Origin of the sequence: Terribacillus halophilus (assembly GCF_900101385.1) — a bacterium.
Classification (GTDB): Bacteria; Bacillota; Bacilli; order Bacillales; family Amphibacillaceae; genus Terribacillus; species Terribacillus halophilus.
Genome location: NZ_FMZB01000001.1, coordinates 12,707 through 33,398, shown reverse-complemented (window position 1 = coordinate 33,398; position 20,692 = coordinate 12,707). Strand labels below are relative to the sequence as shown.

Annotated in this window: 22 protein-coding genes and 1 riboswitch; of the genes, 12 read left to right on the top strand and 10 right to left on the bottom strand. The window is 45.1% G+C overall.

Features of this window, described 5'->3' with window-relative positions:
• Positions 1-190: 190 nt before the first annotated feature.
• Positions 191-1,441, top strand: coding sequence for a M20/M25/M40 family metallo-hydrolase (locus BLQ53_RS00180; RefSeq protein WP_093724801.1), 1,251 nt, complete (start codon positions 191-193; stop codon positions 1,439-1,441).
• A 31-nt stretch (positions 1,442-1,472) separates the two neighbouring features.
• Here the strand turns inward: BLQ53_RS00180 and BLQ53_RS00175 are convergent, their stop codons facing one another.
• Positions 1,473-1,769, bottom strand: a complete 297-nt coding sequence (locus tag BLQ53_RS00175; RefSeq protein ID WP_093724799.1) for a HesB/YadR/YfhF family protein — start codon at positions 1,767-1,769, stop codon at positions 1,473-1,475.
• Between the two features lie 183 nt (positions 1,770-1,952).
• Between BLQ53_RS00175 and BLQ53_RS00170 the strand changes: the two genes are divergently transcribed.
• A complete protein-coding gene (locus tag BLQ53_RS00170; protein ID WP_093724797.1) occupies positions 1,953-2,570 on the top strand; it encodes a DUF47 domain-containing protein in 618 nt (205 codons plus the stop codon).
• Between the two features lie 10 nt (positions 2,571-2,580).
• On the top strand, positions 2,581-3,579 hold the full coding sequence (locus tag BLQ53_RS00165) for an inorganic phosphate transporter (RefSeq protein WP_093724795.1): 999 nt from the start codon (positions 2,581-2,583) through the stop codon (positions 3,577-3,579).
• Between the two features lie 39 nt (positions 3,580-3,618).
• Here BLQ53_RS00165 and BLQ53_RS00160 read toward each other — a convergent pair whose 3' ends face one another.
• The 4 genes from BLQ53_RS00160 to BLQ53_RS00145 form a co-directional block, all read right to left on the bottom strand.
• A complete protein-coding gene (locus BLQ53_RS00160; protein WP_093724793.1) occupies positions 3,619-4,284 on the bottom strand; it encodes a methionine ABC transporter permease in 666 nt (221 codons plus the stop codon).
• Positions 4,281-5,294 (bottom strand): methionine ABC transporter ATP-binding protein, encoded by a 1,014-nt coding sequence (locus BLQ53_RS00155; RefSeq protein ID WP_093724791.1) that lies wholly within the window; start codon positions 5,292-5,294, stop codon positions 4,281-4,283. Before BLQ53_RS00155 ends, BLQ53_RS00160 begins: the two co-directional genes overlap by 4 nt.
• Positions 5,295-5,306: 12 nt before the next feature.
• Entirely contained in the window at positions 5,307-6,116 is an 810-nt protein-coding gene (locus BLQ53_RS00150) for a MetQ/NlpA family ABC transporter substrate-binding protein (RefSeq protein WP_093724789.1), read from the bottom strand.
• 91 nt (positions 6,117-6,207) lie between these two features.
• Positions 6,208-6,315: riboswitch (SAM riboswitch) on the bottom strand.
• 481 nt (positions 6,316-6,796) lie between these two features.
• On the bottom strand, positions 6,797-7,123 hold the full coding sequence (locus BLQ53_RS00145) for a MerR family transcriptional regulator (protein WP_038563668.1): 327 nt from the start codon (positions 7,121-7,123) through the stop codon (positions 6,797-6,799).
• A 196-nt stretch (positions 7,124-7,319) separates the two neighbouring features.
• On the opposite strand from BLQ53_RS00145, the gene BLQ53_RS18795 reads away from it, so the two are divergent.
• Complete coding sequence (locus BLQ53_RS18795; protein WP_170829519.1) at positions 7,320-7,460, top strand: hypothetical protein; 141 nt, start codon at positions 7,320-7,322, stop codon at positions 7,458-7,460.
• A 92-nt stretch (positions 7,461-7,552) separates the two neighbouring features.
• Here BLQ53_RS18795 and BLQ53_RS00140 read toward each other — a convergent pair whose 3' ends face one another.
• On the bottom strand, positions 7,553-8,365 hold the full coding sequence (locus BLQ53_RS00140; protein ID WP_170829522.1) for a glycerophosphodiester phosphodiesterase: 813 nt from the start codon (positions 8,363-8,365) through the stop codon (positions 7,553-7,555).
• A gap of 259 nt (positions 8,366-8,624) precedes the next feature.
• Between BLQ53_RS00140 and BLQ53_RS00135 the strand changes: the two genes are divergently transcribed.
• From BLQ53_RS00135 to BLQ53_RS00115, 5 genes are all read left to right on the top strand, one after another.
• Positions 8,625-8,876, top strand: a complete 252-nt coding sequence (locus BLQ53_RS00135) for a GlsB/YeaQ/YmgE family stress response membrane protein (RefSeq protein ID WP_093724785.1) — start codon at positions 8,625-8,627, stop codon at positions 8,874-8,876.
• A 184-nt stretch (positions 8,877-9,060) separates the two neighbouring features.
• Positions 9,061-10,185: an ABC transporter ATP-binding protein gene (locus BLQ53_RS00130; protein WP_093724783.1), complete on the top strand. Its 1,125-nt coding sequence runs from the start codon at positions 9,061-9,063 to the stop codon at positions 10,183-10,185.
• Complete coding sequence (locus tag BLQ53_RS00125) at positions 10,182-11,105, top strand: carbohydrate ABC transporter permease (protein ID WP_093724781.1); 924 nt, start codon at positions 10,182-10,184, stop codon at positions 11,103-11,105. The genes BLQ53_RS00130 and BLQ53_RS00125 overlap by 4 nt, the downstream gene beginning before the upstream one ends.
• The gene (locus tag BLQ53_RS00120; protein WP_093724779.1) at positions 11,102-11,914 is read left to right on the top strand and encodes a carbohydrate ABC transporter permease; all 813 of its coding nucleotides are present in this window, start codon (positions 11,102-11,104) and stop codon (positions 11,912-11,914) included. The genes BLQ53_RS00125 and BLQ53_RS00120 overlap by 4 nt, the downstream gene beginning before the upstream one ends.
• Positions 11,915-11,933: 19 nt before the next feature.
• Complete coding sequence (locus tag BLQ53_RS00115; RefSeq protein ID WP_093724777.1) at positions 11,934-13,262, top strand: ABC transporter substrate-binding protein; 1,329 nt, start codon at positions 11,934-11,936, stop codon at positions 13,260-13,262.
• A gap of 195 nt (positions 13,263-13,457) precedes the next feature.
• On the opposite strand, the gene BLQ53_RS00110 is transcribed toward BLQ53_RS00115, so the two are convergent.
• The 4 genes from BLQ53_RS00110 to BLQ53_RS00095 all read right to left on the bottom strand — a co-directional run bounded on the left by BLQ53_RS00110 (position 13,458) and on the right by BLQ53_RS00095 (position 17,915).
• A complete protein-coding gene (locus BLQ53_RS00110; RefSeq protein ID WP_093724775.1) occupies positions 13,458-14,201 on the bottom strand; it encodes a ZIP family metal transporter in 744 nt (247 codons plus the stop codon).
• A 108-nt stretch (positions 14,202-14,309) separates the two neighbouring features.
• Positions 14,310-15,257 (bottom strand): bile acid:sodium symporter family protein, encoded by a 948-nt coding sequence (locus BLQ53_RS00105; RefSeq protein ID WP_244499189.1) that lies wholly within the window; start codon positions 15,255-15,257, stop codon positions 14,310-14,312.
• Positions 15,258-15,356: 99 nt separating this feature from the next.
• A complete protein-coding gene (locus BLQ53_RS00100; RefSeq protein ID WP_093724773.1) occupies positions 15,357-16,376 on the bottom strand; it encodes a PTS sugar transporter subunit IIC in 1,020 nt (339 codons plus the stop codon).
• Between the two features lie 366 nt (positions 16,377-16,742).
• Positions 16,743-17,915, bottom strand: a complete 1,173-nt coding sequence (locus BLQ53_RS00095; protein WP_093724771.1) for an iron-containing alcohol dehydrogenase — start codon at positions 17,913-17,915, stop codon at positions 16,743-16,745.
• 285 nt (positions 17,916-18,200) lie between these two features.
• Here BLQ53_RS00095 and BLQ53_RS00090 point away from each other — a divergent pair, with 285 nt between their 5' ends.
• The 3 genes from BLQ53_RS00090 to BLQ53_RS00080 are packed head-to-tail and all read left to right on the top strand — an operon-like array spanning position 18,201 to position 20,680.
• Entirely contained in the window at positions 18,201-18,932 is a 732-nt protein-coding gene (locus BLQ53_RS00090) for an ABC transporter permease (RefSeq protein WP_342005024.1), read from the top strand.
• Positions 18,933-18,945: 13 nt separating this feature from the next.
• Entirely contained in the window at positions 18,946-19,917 is a 972-nt protein-coding gene (locus BLQ53_RS00085) for an ABC transporter ATP-binding protein (RefSeq protein WP_093724767.1), read from the top strand.
• Positions 19,918-19,930: 13 nt separating this feature from the next.
• Positions 19,931-20,680, top strand: coding sequence for an ABC transporter permease (locus tag BLQ53_RS00080; protein WP_093724765.1), 750 nt, complete (start codon positions 19,931-19,933; stop codon positions 20,678-20,680).
• Positions 20,681-20,692 lie beyond the last annotated feature (12 nt).

Sequence of the window (20,692 nt, the reverse complement as noted above, 5' to 3'; positions counted from 1 at the left end):
TATATTGTAAACTTGCAATAAAATCTATAAATATTCATTCCGGTTCACTTATTTTACATAACATCCTATGTCTTGTAAATACAAAAATAGAACTAATCGTTACCTTTCGACTATTCTTGCATTTAAAATAGTCAGTAAATTGAGATTTTGTGTTACAGTTCACTTATACCATAGGAAAGCGGGGAGACATATGGCAGCAACCAGCGGGACTTTCGCAAAGGAATTCGGACAGCTAGTAGAGCTTCAGCAAGTACGTAATGCACTTTATTTTCTCAAACAAGATAATGAGCAGACTACAAATGACCAGATAGAAGTGACAGAAGTGGAGGCTCCTCCATTCAATGAAGCAAACCGCGCAGCCTTTTTCAAAGAAAAAATGGCCGCATTCGGCTTGGAAAACTTGAAGACCGATGCAGAAGGAAATGTATATGGTATACGAAAAGGCCGCGGCAGCGGACCTACGGTTGTCATTGCAGCCCATCTGGATACCGTCTTTCCTGCCGGGACAAATGTAAAAGCAAAAATAGCCGATGGTATTGTGTACGCTCCCGGGATCGGGGATGACGGCCGCGGTTTAGCTGTACTGCTCACATTGCTGCGCACGTTGGAAGAAAACAAGATCGAAACAGAAGGTGACATCATCTTCCTCGCGGATGTTGGCGAAGAAGGTTTAGGGGATTTACGCGGGATGAAGTCATTTTTCCATGAGAATGCCTATGTGGATGGTTTTATCTCTGTGGAGCCGGGTGCTCCGGGCGACTTGATTTATTGCGGCGTCGGAAGCAAGCGCTACAACGTAACCTTTAAAGGAAAAGGCGGTCACAGCTTTGGGGACTTCGGCACCACAAGTGCCATCCATGCAGCTGGGAGAGCTATCGCTGCATTGGCGGATATGTCTGTTCCTGAGGATCCGAAGACGACATACAATGTCGGCACAATCCATGGCGGCACATCCATCAATACGATTGCCCAGGACGCCGGTTTCCAGCTTGATTTACGTTCTGTATCCAGTAAAGCGCTGGCTGAATTGGAGGAAAATGCATTAGCACTTATCAAAGAGGCCGCACAGACAGAGGGCGAAGCACGAAAGCAGCCCGGCAGCATATCTGTAACGTGTGAACTTGTCGGGGACAGACCTGCAGGCAGCCAGCCAAAAGATGCGCCGATTCGTCAGATCGCCCTGCAGGCTGCTGAAGTTCTTGGCCTCGAGGTCGAGCGGGAAGAACCTCTGAGTACCGATGCAAATGTGCCAATCAGTCTTGGCATCCCCGCCCTGACACTTGGTGGTGGCGGCAATAGCGGCGGACACCATACGCTAGAGGAATTCTTCGATCCGACTGACGCTTTTTACGGCCCTCAGCGAATCCTGCTTTCCTTGCTCGCAATGGTTGGCATAAAAGATAATGCTGCTCCATTGCTACCTTCACGGGAACAAAAATAAGCAAAAGCCGCATGCGGCTTTTGCTCATTTTTTAATCATGCGAAGGATATTCATATTGGATATCATCCCATTTGCGTGAGTACTTGACACTTAAGTCTACCCCTTCGAAATACCACGCATCCGAGCGCTCGACAAAGTACGTGATTCCTTGTACCTCTTCACTTGCAATCGGGTCATTCGGCTGTTCCGCAGTTATGCCGAGTGAGAATCCTTCTTTAATGCCTCCAAGTCCGCCATAGCGGACATAGAAACGCACCGCACTGCCTGGCTCAAGATCCATTTCTTGAACAAACCAGTTCGATGCAGGCTTTGTAATGGAGATTTGCATAATTTCACCCCTTCTATACAACTATAACAAATAGTAGCCAAGTGCACCTCATTCGACAAAATTCACGCGAAAACGTTGATAATTATTAATAAAAAGTTTACAATCTCTAGAGTAGTTTACAAAAAAATATCATTATATGTTCCCAGGAACAACCTTATTCACACACCATTCGGAGGTTTTGTAATGTTCAAGAAGAAACAAGACAAATTCTCTTTGCTTTTAGCCGATATAGCAAAGAATATTGATGAGACTGCTGAGTTTTTCGTAACGTATAAAGTTAAAGATGCAGCGACTTTATCCGAGTTCTCCAATAAATTGAAGGAATTCGAGACAAAAGGTGATCAGCTTGTACATACGATCATCAAGGAATTGAACCATGCCTTCATTACACCTATCGAACGCGAAGACATCCTTCAGCTGACGAACAGCCTGGATGATGTACTCGATGGAATAGAAGAATTCTCTGGAATGATGGACACATACGGCATCTATTCTTCAGATAGCTTCATCGATCAATTTACCGAAGAAATCCGCTCTTGTGCAAAGGAAATCATGCGTACAATCGATCTGCTATCTCATAATAAACTTAAGGAAATCCAGGAACATGCAATCAAAATCAAAGAACACGAGCAAAACTGTGACACGATTTTCCGTAAATCCTTGAAACAACTCTTCCAGAACGAAAAGGATCCTATCAAGGTCATTCAGTACAAAGAATTGTACTATATCCTGGAAGAAATCGCCGACAGCTGCCAATCTGTAGCAAATATTCTTGAAACAATCATCATGAAGAATGCGTGAGGCATAAACAATGGATGTTTTATTAGTATTAACCATTCTAACCGTCATCTTCGCCCTGGCATTCGACTTCATCAACGGATTCCATGATACAGCCAATGCCATTGCTACTTCTGTTTCAACGAAAGCATTGAAACCAAGACATGCCATCATCCTGGCGGCTGTCATGAACTTCGTTGGTGCCATGACTTTTACTGGGGTAGCGAAAACAATAACAAGTGATATCGCCAATCCGAACGACATCGTCAATGGGTCTGTTGTGATTCTGGCTGCCTTGATCGCTGGTATTGCATGGAACTTGATTACATGGTACTACGGTATCCCGAGCAGTTCTTCCCACGCCATCATCGGTTCTCTTGCAGGGGCAGTCATTGCGTCGAGCGGATTTGCCATTCTCAATTTGGATGGATTCTTTAAGATCCTGCAAGCATTGATTATTTCCCCGATTCTGGCTTTTATTGTTGGTTTCATTTTATATAATATCATCAAGCTGATATTTCGGGAAAAGAACTTACCGAAGACGAACAAGAATTTTCGTCGCGTACAGATCTTGACTGCAGCACTGCAATCCTTTACCCATGGTACGAATGATGCCCAAAAAGCAATGGGAATCATCACGATGGCTTTGATTACAGCAGGATTGCACACAACATCTGATATCCCATTCTGGGTACAAGCAGCCTGTGCGACTGCGATGGGGCTTGGGACTTCAATAGGTGGTTGGAAAATCATCAAAACCGTTGGCGGTAAGATCATGAAGATCCGTCCAGTCAATGGCGTTGCTGCTGATTTGACTGGAGCGTTTATCATTTTCGGCGCCACTTACATTCACTTGCCAGTCAGTACGACACACGTTATTTCTTCCTCCATCATGGGGGTTGGTGCGGCTCACCGACGTAAAGGTGTAAACTGGGGTACTGCGAAACGCATGGTCATCACTTGGTTCATTACCTTGCCGATCACAGCTTGTCTAGGTAGTCTGATGTATTACATCTTGAATATTTTCTTCTGATATAACACAAAAACACGCTTGGATAACCAAGCGTGTTTTTTAATCTTTACGCAAACGTCTCGCCAAGACATTCCCTAACGTCTGCATTGCTTGTACTAGAATGATCAGGATGATGATGACTACATACATGACTACAGGCTCAAAACGCAAGTGACCATATTGATATGCCAAATCTCCTAGACCGCCAGCACCTACCAGACCTGCCATTGCAGTGGCACCGATCAAACCAATTGTTGCGATCGTTAAACCTAAGATCATCGTGGAACGTGCTTCCCTGAGGATGACACTCCAAATTATTTTACTAGTTGATATCCCCATCGATTCATACGCCTCAATGACACCTTTATTCACTTCCAATAATGCCGATTCCATCAATCGCGCGATATATGGCGCTGTATAGACGACGAGCGGAAGGATGACACCTTCCACACCTATTGTGGTTCCGATTAATGCCCGGGTCAGAGGCAGAAGCAGGAATAAAAGGATGATGAAAGGAATCGATCGGATGATGTTGATGATTGTATTCACAATCGAATAGAATACGCGATTCTCTGCCTGACCGCCTTTCCTCGTCATGACCAGCAAAATTCCCAGTGGTAAGCCGATCAAGATTGAAATAGCCAATGATATACCCGTCATCAGCAGTGTCTGCCAAAACGCCTCCGTGATGTCCGTACCCCATTCTGTCCAGAACTCGGCAATCATGACGCCACCTCCTCAACCGTTACATGCTGAGCTTCCAAGTACGAAATCGCCCTCTCCACTTCAGCTGCATCCCCTTGCAAGTGGATCAGCAGCTTACCGACAGAGCTAGCTTTCAGCTGATCGATTCCGCCTGCCAGTATACTTGGCACAACATCGAATTTCTTTGTGATAGCGGCAAGGAATGGCTCATTCGAAGCTTCTCCAATAAACGTCAGGGAAACGAGACGTCCTGTGGCAGAAAGTCCTTTCTTCACGCTGTCCGGAACTTGGAAGTTCGCTTCATCGAAGACAAATTTCCGTGTCTGCGGATGTTCCGGTTTGGTGAAGACATCAATAACAGATCCTTCTTCCACCAGCTCCCCATGGTGCATGACACCGACACGATCGCATATACGCTGAATGACGTCCAGTTCATGGGTGATCAAGAAGATGGTGATGCCAAGTTCCTTGTTCACTCGGAGCAGCAATTCAAGGATGGAAGACGTCGTATTTGGATCCAAAGCACTTGTTGCTTCATCACTTAACAGCACTTCCGGTTCTTGCGCAAGAGCTCGTGCGATAGCTACCCGCTGTTTCTGCCCACCAGACAATTGGGCCGGATAAACATGCTTCTTTTCTTCCAGGCCAACGATTTTCAGATATTTATCAACACGTTCCTTGATTTCGTGCTTCGGCACTTTACTCAGCTTCAGTGGTCTAGCAACATTCTCGTATACTGTTGCCGTCGTCAGCAGATTAAAGTGCTGGAAGATCATGCCGATTTTTCCTCTTGTCTTACGAAGCTGTGATTTCTTTAGTTTGGTAAGATCTACACCGTCGATGCATACTTCGCCTTCAGTCGGGCGCTCCAGTAAATTGGCACAGCGGATCAGGGTACTTTTCCCTGCTCCGCTGAATCCGATCACGCCATAGATTTCACCTTTATTGATTTTCAAGGAGACGTCTTTCAACGCCTCCACTTTTTTCTTGCCGGTGGTAAAGGTTTTAGATACATTTTTTAGTTCGATCATATTGCTTCCCCCTTACCAGCTTGGAACGACGGATCCTTTGAATTCATCTTCCACAAACTGTTTTACTTCATCTGACTGGTAGATTTCTTGAAGCTTCTTCACAACCTCATCGTCCTTGTTCGCTGATCTGACAACGAAGTAGTTGGACCACGGGTTGTTTTCCGATTCCTCTGCAAAGATTGCATCGTCATTGATATTCAAGTCTGCACCCATGGCGAAGTTTGTGTTGATTGACGCTGCTGCCACTTCCGGTAGCTGGGCCGGAAGCTGGGAAGCATCCAATTCAACGATTTCAAGATTCAATGGATTCTCGATGACATCTTTTGCTGTTGCAGAGTTCTCAGCGTCTGGGTCCACCTTCAATACTCCTGCTGTCTCAAAGAGTTTCAACGCACGGTATTCGTTGGCAGGATCATTCGGCACAGCGATTTTGTCGCCCTCTTTCAATTCGGAAATATCCGAAATTTTGTCTGTATAAATCCCCATCGGGAACGTTAGCGTTTTGAATACCTCTTCCAATTCATAACCTTGATTCTTCACTTGATCTTCGAGGAAAGGAAGTGTCTGATAGCTGTTCGCATCCAAACTTCCGTCATCCAATGCACTGTTTGGTGTATTGTAATCATTAAAAGTCTTGATTTCGACATCGATACCTTCATCTGCAGCAAGTTCTTTTACTTTTTCCATGACTTGCTCATGCGGCCCGCCGCTGACGCCGACCAATATTTTGTCATCTGCCAGGGCAGCAGATTTATCATTGCCGCATGCCGCTAAAAATAATGCTAATAATCCGATAAGTCCAAAGCTTAAGATTTTTTTCATGTTGTTCTCCCCTTTTCTTCGCTGTTATCAACCACAATAAAAAAGCGCCTCTCTGGATTAAGAGAGGCGCATGTATATGTATGCACTAATTCTCTTATCTCTCAGTACAGCTTCTCGCCGTCTGCAGGAATTAGCACCTGATCACTGATCTGGTTGCCGGGCTTCATAGGACCTGTTCCTCCGCCGCTCTTGATAAGAATTTCATTATACTTTTGTTGTTGATCTGTTTGTTACTTTACCTTCCAATCTAAAGATTGTCAATATAATTTCAAAAATTATAGAAAAATTGTTTCTGGTCGTCACATAGGCAAGTTGGATATGAACTATATATATGAAGCTGTTTTATTTAGCTGCACTGACAGTATGGTTCACTTACATGATCACAGTGCGTTAAAACAAACGATTGATCAAGCTGCAGCAACCGACAGAACTCTGCTTCCTTCCTATGTCAATCCTGCGTAAAATGACAAATTCTCCCCTGGATAAGACGGCTAATTATATTTAGAAAAGATCATCATTAATTTCCATGTATCACCGGTAAAGGTTAGGGAGATCCTGTCGTGGATTCTTAAAACGCAGCGAAATCATGTACTGCACTATTCAAGCAATGCTAAAGAGCCGGATGACAGACATCCGGCTCCCCTGTGTACAAGGCCTCCCAACACATAAGTACACCATATCTATTCTCTTTGTATACCAAAGCGGGCATTGATTTGACCACGCAGCATTTGCTGACGGCTCTCTCGTTCCGCTTCCTTCCTTTTGTCTCTCAGCATCTGCTGGCGAATTTCGAAGGTTTGCACACCCTCTTCCCTTTTGTTGGCGATTTCGATCAACTGCTCTACATCTGAAAAAGAGTACTTGCGATTCCCTTTCGCTGAACGTTCCGGAAAAATGAGCTTGCGTTCCTCGTAATAACGAATTTTGCGTTCGGTCAGACCAGTCAGCTCGCTCACAATGCCGATTGTAATCACTTTCCTGTTCTTATAAGAAGGCTCATTACTCATCTGTTCACCTCATCACCATGTGCTGTTACTTTACATTATACCGAAATTATCCGAGCATCCCAGCTTTATGTTAGGAAACCTAACAAACAATAAAAAAGTTCGTCAGCATCGCTTACATGGTTGATGCATCGTAATTTAGTTATATGTATACTGATCGTAACACTGAAATAGGAGACCAGAAAGGAGCGTCATGCACGTGGCATATGATCAGGAAGCCCTTGATTTAGCCCAACAGATTGTTGAACTCGACCTGAAACGAGATGAGTGCTGGGAAGATCTTGCAGAACTTGCTGGAGATAGAGCATTCGAACTGCTTCGATTCGTTCAAAATAGATGACACGCAAAAGGAGACCTGAAATGAACTGCACCCCAAAAGTTAAATGTTACTCCAACTTTTGGGGTGCACATCAAAAAAGAGGTCTCCTTTTTTCATCTCACATAATTCGGATAATCCGTGATGATACCATCGACACCTGCACGGATCAGCGGCTGGACTTCTCCTGGCGCCCGGACTGTCCATGGCATAATACGCATTCCGCGTGAATGGATCCTGCCGACCAAGGTGTCATCCAGTGTCACATTGGTGAAGTGAGTATTTACATAATCTGCATAGGCAGCTATTTTATCAAGCTTACGATTTGTAAGGTCCGCACTTCTTGATGTCAGCACACCAAGTGGCACGTGCGGCAGAAGCTGCGAAAGATAAGCGACCGATCCGAAATTGAAAGATTGCAGGATAACTTCTTCATGCAGTACATTAGCCAGTTCATATCGCTCCAGTAATTCCGCGCAAGCTTCCTCCACTCCGTCATAAAGTTCCGGCGATTTAAGTTCAATGAGAAACTTCGTTTTCCCCTTATACCGTTTGATTACATCCTCCAGCAACGGGATACGCTGCCCCTCATATACAGAATCATATCCAGCGCCAACATCATAGCCCTGTAAAGAAGCAAAGGTAAGGTCCTTCACACATACCGTCTCTTCCGGGGCATTGGCTGCCGTACGGTTGACGGACGTGTCATGTATGACGACAAGCTGGCCGTCCCTTGTCATTTGTACATCCAACTCGATAAAATCCGCGTTCATCTGCACAGCCAAATCGAATGCAGCAATGGTGTTCTCCGGCGCGAACCCGGAAGCACCGCGATGCGCGATAACCGGCATGATACTTCTGTGGACAGACTGGCTACCAAGCGATTTAGTAGTTACGGACTCGTACGATGGACTAAACTGATTCGTCATTCGGATCATCTCCCTGGGGTTATCTGGATTGTAATCTTTGTACGATTGTAATCTTCGAACTTTGGACAGTGATCATCATTTATTTTCTTGTAGTTTTAGCATAAAGACTTTTTATTAAGTGGATGTTGAGCTGCTGTGTAGAATGATGCAGCTTATCTTAAGAACGTGTAAACATACAGACGACGTTTGCAGTCTGCATTGTTCGGGAATGCTACTACTATAAAACAGATTAATACATCACTTTTTGGAGGTAGTTATCATGAGTTTCATCTTATATCTTATCGTCGGCGGTATCATCGGCTGGCTCGCTGGTTTGATCCTTGGGCGTGACGTTCCCGGAGGCATCATCGGAAATATCATTGCCGGGATTGTCGGCTCATGGCTGGGCGGACTGATCTTCAACGACCTTGGTCCCGATATAGCTGGTATGGCAATCATCCCTGCCCTGATCGGTGCCATTATCGTCGTATTCGTATTGAGCATCATTTTACGCGGACTGCGCAAAAAGTAACAGAGCATAACAGGACTTGCAGGTCATATGACCTGCAAGTCCTTTTTTCATTGCGGGATTGTATGAACTTTGTAAAAACAAAGCTCAGTTGCCGCCTTAGTGTAAACGCTTTTTTATACCTGCTTCACAATAGCTCAATTTTCACTCGTTATAGTATAGGGGAATTTCCAGAAAGGAGCAGATTATGACACATGTAGAGCTGGCGGGATTGAAGAAGTCATACGATGGCAAAAAAAATGTAATCAATCAAGTCGATTTGCAGCTGCAGCAAGGAGAATTCTTCGTCCTTGTCGGTCCTTCCGGCTGCGGGAAGAGCACGATCTTACGAATGATAGCCGGCTTGGAACAGATTAGCGGCGGAGACTTATTCGTAAATGGCAAACGGATGAATGATGCACCTCCGAATAAACGGGATTTATCGATGGTTTTCCAGAATTATGCACTTTACCCACACTTGAATGTGGAACAAAATATCACTTTCGGCTTACATACAAAGAAGATTTCACGCGAGGAACAAAAGCGCCGCTGTCTGGAAGCGGCGGATATGCTCGGCTTGTCGGATTATTTAAAACGAAAACCGCGCGAATTATCCGGCGGGCAGCGACAACGGGTCGCATTAGCCAGGGCCATTGTGACCCAATCCCCTCTTTGTCTGATGGACGAGCCTTTATCCAATCTCGATGCAAAACTGCGCACCCGGATGCGCTCGGAAATCAGACAAATACAACGAAAATTGGGGATCACGATGATTTATGTCACACATGATCAGACAGAAGCGATGACGATGGCAGACAGGATGATGATCCTCCATGATGGGGAATCGATGCAAATCGGCAAACCGCTCGATATCTACAATCATCCTGCCAATACATTCGTCGCCACATTCATCGGCTCGCCTGCCATGAATGTAATGGAAGCAGATGTATCACCAAATGGGATCAAGCTGTCTCCGCACTGCATCTTGTCGAATCCAATGAAAGGCAATCTAAAGACCGCGAACAAAAATGTCCAAATTGGAATACGACCGGAGCACATTCTGTTTTCTGCCCCGGAACAAGCAGATGCCGTAGCAGAGATCGTCAATACCGAGGTTCTCGGCACAGAAACACTCTTGACATTCACGCTGGATAACACCAAAGAACAATGGATCGCCAGGTGGAATGGACAATGGCAGTTTTCTGTCGGAGACCGGATTCCTGTCCGCTTTGACTTGGACACTATCCATCTATTTTCAAAGGACAATGGCCGGATCCTATGGGCAGCCAATGATGGGCAGCCAAAGCAAGCAGCACGAGAGGTGCTCAGATGAACGCAGCGCGGGACTTGCAGCCCGTTCATTCCCAAGAAAATCGTCCCAAACGGAACCCTTTCGCCTTCCTGGAAGGCTGGCTTTATCTGCTCCCGTCCATCATCCTATTCGGTGTATTCGTTTTCTACCCGATGTTCCGAAGTATTTATTTGAGCTTCTTCCTGGCAGACCAGATGGGTCCATTTGAATTTGTCGGTCTTGAGAATTATCAGTATATCCTTGGCTCCGACAGTTTCAAAAGCAGCGTCAAGGCAACCATCCTTTTCGTCCTGTACACCGTACCTGCCGGAATTCTGCTGGCACTGTTTTTGGCATTGCTGACGAATGAAAAAATGAAAGGTATCGGCATCTTTAGAACACTTTTTTCCTCGACGATGGGAATGAGCGTTGCAGCATCCAGCGTCATTTGGATGTTCATGTACAACCCGTCCATCGGTGTATTCAGCAGGGTTGCCGAGTTGCTTGGATTTCCCGCGATCCAGTGGCTCCAGGACCCGGATTATGCTTTGCTGGCTGTGTCCTTATCGACGATCTGGATGAATACTGGATTCGCTTATCTGATCATACTTGGCGGTTTACAGAACATCGATACACATCTCTATGAGAATGCAAAAGTCGCTGGTGTAAGCTATTTTTATCAGCTCCGCCGAATTACACTGCCGATGCTATCCCCGACGCTGTTTTTCATTGTGACGGTATCCCTCATCAATGCATTTCAGACGTTCGGGCAAATCGATATCCTTACCAAGGGCGGACCAGTTGAATCAACGAATGTTGTTGTCTATTCAATCTATAAGGATGCATTCATCAACAATGATGTCGGTGCAGCGAGTGCGCAGGCAGTCATCCTGTTCTTCTGCGTCCTGCTGCTGACAATACTGCAATTCAAACTGGGCGAAAGGAAGGTACACTATCAATGATCCTTGCAAAACGCATCAGTCTGTATACCGTCCTTGTCGTCTGCGCGGCTTTCATGATGTTTCCGATTTTCTACGCTTTCAGCATTTCCTTTATGGAAGGCGGGGAAGTATTGGGCGGTCAGCTGCTCCCTAGCAGCCTATCATTGGATAACTACGTGGAAGTGTTTCAAAAGGTACCCTTGCTCACCTATCTGGTCAACAGTTTTGCCACTTCAGCCATTGTCATGGTTGGCCAGCTCCTCGTAAGCAGCTTGGCAGCATTCGCTTTTGTTTTCATGAAATTCAAAGGCAGGGACTTTCTGTTCTTCCTGTTCATCTCCACGATGATGATTCCATGGGAAGCGACAATGGTACCGAATTTCATGACCGTACAAAATCTTGGCTGGACAAACAGCTATATTGGTTTGACGGTTCCTTTCTTTGCTTTGGCATTCGGAACCTTCCTATTGCGCCAGCATTTCAAGACAATTCCAAAGGAACTATATGAGGCTTCCCAAGTTGCCGGAATCTCCAGGTTCCGTTTTTTCTGGAATGTCATCCTGCCGGTCAGCAGGTCCAGCTTGATCACATTAGGTATTTACAGCTTTCTCACAAACTGGAACATGTATCTCTGGCCGCTCTTAGTCACAAATACAGAATCAGCAAGAACTGTCCAAATCGGCCTCAAACAGCTGCAGACACAGGAAATAGCGTCTGATTGGGGGATAGTGATGGCTGGCGTTGTCATCGTGATCCTTCCTACTCTCCTGCTGTTATTCGCCGGACAGAAGAAACTGCAAAAAGGTCTGACGCAAGGTGCAATCAAATAAAAACGAAAGAGGTTGTATAATGAAAAGACTATTAGCTGGTTTATCTGTTTTGTTTGTACTATTCCTCGCTGCTTGTTCTGGTACTGATTCCGCAAGCGGTACGACGGAGGGCGGCAAGACCGAAATCATCTTCTGGCATGCCATGGGCGGTGAATTGGAAGCAAGCGTCAATGAAATCGTGGATGAATACAACAGCTCGCAGGATAAATATACCGTCGAACCAGTTTATCAAGGCTCTTATGAGGAATCACTGACGAAATTGAAAACAGTTGCCGGTACTGCCGATGCCCCGGCAGTCACCCAGATATTCGAAGCCGGGACTAAACAGATGATTGACAGCGGGAACATCCAGCCTGTCCAGAAATTCATCGATGAAGAGAACTATGATACCTCCCAATGGGAAGAAAATATCTCTTCTTATTATCAAGTCGACGGCGAGCAGTATTCCATGCCTTTCAACTCCTCCACTCCTGTCCTTGTTTACAATAAAGATGCGTTCAAGGAAGCAGGCCTGGATCCGGAGAAAGCGCCTCGCACATACACCGAATTGAAGGAAGCTGCCGAAAAATTGACCGTCAAAGAAGGCGATAAAACAACGCAATATGGTCTTTCCATTTTAAACTATGGATGGTTCTTCGAGGAATTGCTTGCAACGCAAGGCGGTATGTACGTCAACAATGAAAATGGACGCGAAGGGGACGCAACGAAAGCGGCGTTCAATGACGAAAAAGGGCAGAAGGTTTTTGAATTAATCAGCGAGATGTACGAAGCCGGAACATACTATAATAGCGGTCAGAACTGGGATGATATGCGTGCCTCCTTCCAAACCGGCACGATGGCTATGATGCTTGATTCTTCTGCGGGTATCAAAGGGCTTGTGGATAATGCTGATTTCGAAGTTGGTGTTGCCTATCTGCCCCACCCTGACGATGTCGATCCGCAAGGTGTCATCATTGGCGGTGCTTCCCTCTGGATGGCAAAGGATATTGATGAAAATCAGCAGCAAGCTGCCTGGGACTTCATGAAATATCTATCCACAGCGGAAGTACAGGCTAAATGGCATGTTGAATCCGGTTACTTCGCTATCAATCCAGCTGCTTATGAAGAAGATATCGTCAAACAGGAATGGGAGAAGTATCCGCAACTGAAAGTGACCGTGGATCAGCTTCATGACACGATTCCGAGCACAGCCACGCAAGGAGCTTTGATTTCCATCTTCCCTGAAGCACGTCAGCAAATTGTAACAGGCATGGAAAGCCTTTATCAAGGCGAAGATCCGCAAGCTGCGCTGGATAAAGCTGCAGTTGAAGTGGATACCGTACTCGAAAAAGGCAGCCGAAGCAGATAACGGAAAAACGTGAGGGCATTTGCTCTCACGTTTTTTTAATACGAAGTCCTCCCGGAACGTTTGGCTTTTCTTTTATTGATTATCTTTTTGACGATTGGATAGACGATAGGTCCGTACTTAATCACTTTTCGAACAAGATTTTTCAACTGAAACGCCTCCATTCTTTCGCTTTTATATCCCCCTCATAAACACGCCTTAAACATGCGCCAGAGAAAAGGCTATAAACATACCCAGTGCTGTCACAATTCCTACAACTGGACCTCCCTCTTCATATGCTTCTGGTGCCATCGTCGATGCAACCATTGCAATGATCGCTCCTCCTGCAAATGAATTGAGGATTGCTCTCGTACTGGCGCTGGTATCCTGCAGCAATACAGCTCCAACCAATGCGCTAAGTGCTGATATTATCATTACTGCCAACCACATGATCAGGATTCGTTTTCGCGAATATCCGCTGCTTTGCATACCGGATGTGCTGGAAAGACCTTCTGGAAAATTACTGATGAAAATTGAAACAATCAATGCTGTACTGGCACCTCCTCCGCTTGCCAGGCTTAGTCCGATCATGGCCGATTCCGGGATGGCATCCATCACTGTCCCTGCAAAAATCGCCAAACCTGAACCTTTCTCCTCTTTATTGTGCGTCTCATGCAAACGAGTTCGCTTGCGATTCTTCCCGCCGCTTCGTGAAATGACTATATCCAGTATAGTGAAGATCATTGCCCCTCCGAGAAAACCTATCGCCTCTTCTTGCAAGCCCCCACTGAGCTCATACGCTTCCTCCAATAATTCATAAGAGGTGGAACCAATCAGCGCTCCTGTACCCAGAGCCATGATAAATCCGATAATTCGTTTTTTCACTGGGACAAGCATAAGTAAAGCAGCACCAATCAAACTAGCAGAACCTGCAATGGCTCCCCAAAGAATCGCTTCCCACATAAGCATCCCCTTTCTCTATCATGTAGAGCCATTACCTTAAAGATTAAATAGTAAACATGGATAAAGAAACCAGAAATAAAAAAAGAAAACCGCGCAGACGGTTTTCTTTCAAGCAGCAGCTTGCTGTTGTTCATATTTCTTCAGCAGGTTGGAAAAAACCGCTGCCAACACTTGCTGGAATAGCATTCCGATCACGACTGGTATGGCAACAGGAGACGGAAAAAAGCTCACGGCAAGCACCACACCAGCACTGATATTCCGCATTCCCCCTATGAAGGTAACGCTGACAATTTCCCTTCTCCCATAACGAAATAACTTCCCAAGAAACCAGCTCAACAAATAACCGCCAGCAGATAAACAAAAAACGAGTAGCACAATTCCCATGACAGTCAGATCCATCCCTTTCAGTTGAGGAGCCACTACAGAGGCATTAATGGACACGACAGCTATAAGGCCCATTTTTGAGAATGGGGCCAAATTTGTACTTAATGTGCTTGTGAGACGATTGCTACAAAGTTGATTGACAAGCATGCCTGTGATGGAAGGAATGACAATCATCCATAGCAAGCCCTGCATCATCGGTAGTACCTCAAGCTGCACATCACCGCCAACAAGGACATGCAAAACGAGCGGTACTAATATAGGTGAAATCAAGGTCCCAATCAAGATGGTCGATAAAGTAAGTCCGATATCCCCTTCCTGCATTGCAACCCAAACAAATGCGGTGATGCCCGTTGGTATGGCTGTCAACAGTACAAAACCTGTAATTGTATACAAATCTCCAGGGAAGAAAAGGTGACCGAGTCCAAAAGCGAGTAAAGGCATGATGAAATGAAGAACAGCAAAGGCAAGCAGCATCGGTCCAGGTTTTTTAACTGCATGCAGCAGGCTGCTGAAATTAGCGGATAAGCTTCCGGCAAATGTCATGATTGCAAATATCCAAGGTACCATTGATTCTCCATGATGCAGGAAGTCAGCGAAGAGAATACCTGCCACTACGCTAAGCGGAGTCAAAAAAGGCATATATCGTGCGAGCACACGATTCAGATGATTCATGAAGACTGTCCTTCTTTCTTATTTTGTATCTCCCTTCAGTATAGCAATATTATTTAAATCTGCATGAAAAAAACCGCAGCTTCATAGCTGCGGCTCTGATTATTGGATTTCCATGCGCAGGTCGCCGACCTTTGCCCATCCGATTGATTTGATTACATGATAAAGCCCAAGCGAGATGATCAGCGGCAGAATTACGCCTGTTGCCAAATAGATCAAGAAGGCTTCCATGCCTTGGCTTGCCAATATATTAAGTGGTGCGATGAATGAATTCAGACCCAATCCTGCCAGTTCATAGGACGTCGTAAATCCGAGTAAAACTGTCGCTATCGGCGCACATACGACTGCAGCGACAAATGGCGGGATGACAAGTGCTGGGTTCTTGATCAAGTTAGGAAACTGTACTTTCGGTGTAATGACAAACTGTGCCAGGAAACCACCCAGATCGTTTTGGCGGATACTCATGAATGTGAATCCGATAAATTGGGCGGTACAGCCGATCAATGCTGCAGCACTGGATACCGGATCCAGCTGCAAGGCGATTGCTAATGCTGCAGATGATGCTGGCGTCATCAATAGAATGCTCCATACTAACGAAATGACGATGGATGCAAGCAACGGAGAACCAGTTACAGAGTTGGCAATCTGCCCGCTCATCCATGTCAATAACGGCGTCGTCACTGCTGCAAGCCCTGCACCAGCGATCCCCCCGACAAATACTGCTGCAAATGGGATGGCCATCATATCGAGTGGTGTTTTACCTGCTACCCGCTTTCCGACAAAGGTAGCCACTACCGCTGCAAGAACAGCACTGATTGGCTGCCCGGATACCATCGATGTCAATAAGCCGTCATCGCCGACAGTCATTGCAGCGCCGCCTACTGTAGCACTGATCATTGCACTGAAGACAACCAATGTATTTCCACCCAGCTGAACAGCGATGCCCGCTCCTAAAGCTGGTGCTAATAATGCTTTTGCGACTGTACCGACAGCAACCATCGTGGGCCAGTTCAAGAACTCACCAAAGGTCTCCATCAATAAACCAATACCGAGGGTCACGAGGACTGCATTTGCCATTCCTTGTGATGCTTTGTACATTCTCTCGATAAAGTATTCCTTCATTCTTCTCGCTCCCTCTCTACAAAATAGTTATTTTATTCTGACTATTTTGCTTTGCATTCTCTCTTTGTTTGTATAAGGGCGTGACTCCTTCTACACTAGTACTTATTTAATGAGTACATATTAGTATTTAGATATACTAACACCATTTTTAGGGAGAAGTAAATATATTTTTTGTAATATTTTTAAACTTTCAGCTGCTTAGGCAAGGAAACAGCAATTTAGTAATACATATTAACGAAAGTCCATCCATGCCTATAACCAAAATTGATAGAAACCGGCACTAAAAAAGACACCTCCAAATGCTCTTTCAAAAGCAGCAGTGAAGGTGCTTATACTACAAAACACTCGTTCTCTTCCACCGTTGTTTTATAATGATGCTTGTAAAATGGAAAGAACGTCTTCTTTTGTAAGTTTTTTATAGTTGCCAAATCCACCATACTGCATTTCACGAACCGCAATTTCAGCTATCTCTTCCAACCGATCTGATCCAATATTGTAGTCTGCCAATCGAGAAGGCGCGCCTAGACTAGACCAAAATGCACTTAACATATCGATTCCTTCAAAAACGATTTCTTTATCACTTTTTCCCTCTGTACTAATCTTGAACATACTTGTCATTAATCGTTTCATACGCTCTATGTCCTGATCAGCTGTATGTCTCATCCAGTTTGGGAACAAGATTGCTAAACCGCCTGCATGCGGGATATCATAAACAGCTGAAACAGCATGCTCAATTGTATGAGAAGCCCAATCCCCAAAGTATCCCATTTGAAGGGTTCCATTTAATGCCATAGTTCCAGAATACAAAATGGTTTCACGATACTCATAGCTTTCAAGGTTTTCAAGCAGTTTTGGCGCGGTTTCGATAACGGTTTGCAGCACAGAATAACACATGCGATCTTGAAGTTTTGTATTTTTTACATTATGGAAGTATTGTTCAAATACGTGACTCATCATATCGACCATTCCATATACTGTCTGGTCGCGCGGGACGGAAAATGTATTTATTGGATCTAAAATCGAAAACTTCGGATGCGTAACTGTACTTCCCCATACATACTTTTCGTTTGTTTCCCAATTTGTAATGACAGAATCAGGATTCATCTCAGAACCAGTTGCTGCAAGTGTCAACACAGTACCAAATGGAAGTGCTTCAGTTGCTGTCACTTTTTTACTGATGATATCCCATACATCACCTGCATATTCGGCACCAGCAGCAATCGCTTTCGTACAATCAATCACACTGCCGCCGCCTACTGCAAGCAGGAACTCTATCCCATCATTTCGGCAAATCTCAATTCCTTTTTTTACTGTTGTCAAACGAGGGTTCGGTTCTACACCCGCTAGTTCAGACACCTTGGCTCCCGCCTCATCCAACATGTCCAATACCCTATTGTATAACCCGCTTTTCTTAATACTTCCGCCGCCATAGACAAGTAAGACGTTCTTCCCGTAGTCTTCCAGCTCTTCCGGCAGAGCACTTAGCTGATCTTCTCCAAAGATCAATTTAGTGGGATTTTGATAAGTGAAATTTTTCATAAGCTGCTAATTCCTTTCTTTTTAAAACAATGCAGATCTTTTTCAATTCAGAAGGAGAATTATATTCATTCATATAAAATAATTCAAGGTCTACATCCAAATTTCAAATTTTCTTTTTGATATAATTTTTATAAGTGCCGTTTTAGCGAATTCTGTCTAGAAGGAAATTCGTTCATTTCTTGAGCTCTGCATCTGTGACTACAATTTTCCTCCTGTTTCCTCCGATATACTTAGTATTATAAGTTAATCCTAACTTTGTAATGGTTACTTTTTCATGTTAGGATGTTGGTTTATCTGGGTATAACAATAGGTAGCAAAAGTCTTACAAGAGCTTTTGCTGACAAATTCAGGAGGTGCCCTCCCATTTCAGATTTAATTGATTATTTTACCACTAATTTCACATTTATACTTGGATACACATGGGATCATATCAAACTTGTCGGTTCAGCAATCATCATTGCCATTTTGATTGGCGTCCCATTAGGTATCTATTGCTCCGTCAATAGATACGCAGCCTCCACCATCCTCCAAATTGCTTCTATCATGATGACTATTCCAAGCCTCGCTTTATTTGGAATCATGATTCCAGTTCTTTCACTTATAAACGAAGGAATCGGTACATTACCGGCTGTCATCGCACTTGTGCTTTATTCACAACTGCCAATCATCCGGAATACGTACACAGCAATCAGCAATGTCGATCCCGATATACGGGATGCTGCCAATGGTATCGGTCTGACAACTTTTCAGCGTCTTTTCAAAGTCGAGCTTCCAAATGCCATGCCGTTGATCATGGCCGGAATCCGTACCGCCACTGTCTTGAATATCGGTGTCGGGGCCATCGCCACGCTAATTGGTGCAGGCGGTCTTGGAGGTATCATATATCAAGGAATATTACGTACCAATAACACAATGATATTGGCAGGTGCTATCTCGGTTGCAATTTTGGCATTGATTGCGGATTTGTTCCTGCGCTTAATCGAAAATCTATTTACGCCCAAGGGTGTTAAAAAATAATAAGGGTGACATTATGATTCATTTCAACGATGTAACAAAGGTATACAACGGCAATGTAAAAGCGATTGAAAATATGAATTTTACAGTCGAAGATGGTGAACTGGTCATCATGCTCGGTCCTTCCGGCTGTGGAAAAACGACTTTGCTCCGGATGGTGAATCAGCTGGAGAGCATCACGGACGGCGACATCATGCTCAACGGCAAAAGCGTACGGCATTCCAATAAAATAGAAATGCGACGCAATATCGGGTATGTCATCCAATCCAATGGACTTTTTCCCAATATGAATATCGAAGACAATGCAATGATCGTACCCAATCTGCTCGGATGGGACAGAAAAAAAATGCGTGATCGCTTCAATATGCTGATGGAACTAGTAGGCCTGAATCCAGATGAATACCGGAAACGGTATCCGCATGAGCTTTCTGGGGGGCAGCAGCAGCGTGTCGGCGTAGCTCGTGCCTTGGCAGCAGATCCGCCGGTGATGCTGATGGATGAACCATTCGGCGCACTGGACCCAATCATCCGTACGCACTTGCAGGAGGAATTCCTGCAAATTCAGAAAGAACTTAAGAAAACGATTCTCTTTGTGAGCCATGACATTGACGAAGCAGTCAAGATGGCCGATAAAATCGCCCTGCTCAAAGGCGGCAAGATGATGCAATATGCCGAACCCGCCAGGATGCTGAACAAACCATCCAACAGCTTTGTTGCAGAGTTCGTTGGCCAGGACCGTGTGCTGAAAAGCATGAGTCTATATACAGTGAAAGACCTGGCCGATGCGCTGACATTGAAACCTGTCCTTGAATCTCCAGACTCTCAGAATATCAACGAAAATCTTTCCCTGCGAGTGGCTATTTCGAAGATCTTGAACCAGGAAGCGGATCAGCTGATCGTAGAGAACGACAATGGTACACGCAAGGGAAGTATTACTTTGGACTTGATCGAGCAGTTCCTGCACCGTGAGATCAAGGAGAGCGTCTGAGGAGGCTTCAATCATGGAACGGACAAACAAAACCATTGCCTTGATTATCAAGCTTATCTTCTGGGCGCTGCTCATCGCCTTCTTTGTTTGGGCATTCGCCAATAATATGTTCAGCAAAATCTGGGAACAGCCGGATACCTTCCTGCGCTTACTCGGTGAGCATATTACGATTGTACTCCTTTCAGGAGCTGCTGCTGTGCTGCTTGCAGTACCACTAGGCATCTTCGTTACACGGCCTAAGTTCCGCAAATCGGAATGGCTGATCGTAGGCATCGCGAATCTTGGGCAGACGATCCCGAGCTTAGCTGTGCTTGCACTGGCCATGGGTTTTTTGGGTATTGGAATCAGCGCAGCAGTCGTTGCCTTATTCGTCTATTCCCTTTTGCCTATTTTGCAAAATACGATTGCTGGCCTTGATTCCGTTGATGACAACATGATTGATGCAGCCAAAGGCATGGGACTAACCAATGCACAGATCCTTTGGAAAATAGAACTGCCGAATGCGCTCACCTCGATTATCGCAGGAGTGCGGACAGCATTGGTCATCAATATCGGAACTGCTGCACTTGCTTATCTAATCGGCGCCGGCGGTCTGGGTGTATGGATTTTCACTGGTATCCGTCTCTTCGATAATGCTTTCTTGATGTCTGGAGCCGTTCCCGTCACGCTGCTTGCCATCGTGATCGACTATCTCTTCAAATGGCTGCAGTTTGCCTTAGTGCCAAAAGGACTCCGACTTGCCAGAAAAGCAAAAAATTCGTAAAGAAAGGATACG

Coding starts and splice junctions, on each gene's coding strand:
- BLQ53_RS00095 (WP_093724771.1), bottom strand. CDS start 17,915: ATGAAAAATTTCACTTATCAAAATCCCACTAAATTGATCTTTGGAGAA.
- BLQ53_RS00170 (WP_093724797.1), top strand. CDS start 1,953: ATGTTCAAGAAGAAACAAGACAAATTCTCTTTGCTTTTAGCCGATATA.
- BLQ53_RS00080 (WP_093724765.1), top strand. CDS start 19,931: ATGGAACGGACAAACAAAACCATTGCCTTGATTATCAAGCTTATCTTC.
- BLQ53_RS00155 (WP_093724791.1), bottom strand. CDS start 5,294: ATGATCGAACTAAAAAATGTATCTAAAACCTTTACCACCGGCAAGAAA.
- BLQ53_RS00120 (WP_093724779.1), top strand. CDS start 11,102: ATGATCCTTGCAAAACGCATCAGTCTGTATACCGTCCTTGTCGTCTGC.
- BLQ53_RS00135 (WP_093724785.1), top strand. CDS start 8,625: ATGAGTTTCATCTTATATCTTATCGTCGGCGGTATCATCGGCTGGCTC.
- BLQ53_RS00150 (WP_093724789.1), bottom strand. CDS start 6,116: ATGAAAAAAATCTTAAGCTTTGGACTTATCGGATTATTAGCATTATTT.
- BLQ53_RS00085 (WP_093724767.1), top strand. CDS start 18,946: ATGATTCATTTCAACGATGTAACAAAGGTATACAACGGCAATGTAAAA.
- BLQ53_RS00180 (WP_093724801.1), top strand. CDS start 191: ATGGCAGCAACCAGCGGGACTTTCGCAAAGGAATTCGGACAGCTAGTA.
- BLQ53_RS00165 (WP_093724795.1), top strand. CDS start 2,581: ATGGATGTTTTATTAGTATTAACCATTCTAACCGTCATCTTCGCCCTG.
- BLQ53_RS00130 (WP_093724783.1), top strand. CDS start 9,061: ATGACACATGTAGAGCTGGCGGGATTGAAGAAGTCATACGATGGCAAA.
- BLQ53_RS00145 (WP_038563668.1), bottom strand. CDS start 7,123: ATGAGTAATGAGCCTTCTTATAAGAACAGGAAAGTGATTACAATCGGC.
- BLQ53_RS00140 (WP_170829522.1), bottom strand. CDS start 8,365: ATGACGAATCAGTTTAGTCCATCGTACGAGTCCGTAACTACTAAATCG.
- BLQ53_RS00110 (WP_093724775.1), bottom strand. CDS start 14,201: ATGTGGGAAGCGATTCTTTGGGGAGCCATTGCAGGTTCTGCTAGTTTG.
- BLQ53_RS00115 (WP_093724777.1), top strand. CDS start 11,934: ATGAAAAGACTATTAGCTGGTTTATCTGTTTTGTTTGTACTATTCCTC.
- BLQ53_RS00100 (WP_093724773.1), bottom strand. CDS start 16,376: ATGAAGGAATACTTTATCGAGAGAATGTACAAAGCATCACAAGGAATG.
- BLQ53_RS00175 (WP_093724799.1), bottom strand. CDS start 1,769: ATGCAAATCTCCATTACAAAGCCTGCATCGAACTGGTTTGTTCAAGAA.
- BLQ53_RS00105 (WP_244499189.1), bottom strand. CDS start 15,257: ATGAATCATCTGAATCGTGTGCTCGCACGATATATGCCTTTTTTGACT.
- BLQ53_RS00160 (WP_093724793.1), bottom strand. CDS start 4,284: ATGATTGCCGAGTTCTGGACAGAATGGGGTACGGACATCACGGAGGCG.
- BLQ53_RS00125 (WP_093724781.1), top strand. CDS start 10,182: ATGAACGCAGCGCGGGACTTGCAGCCCGTTCATTCCCAAGAAAATCGT.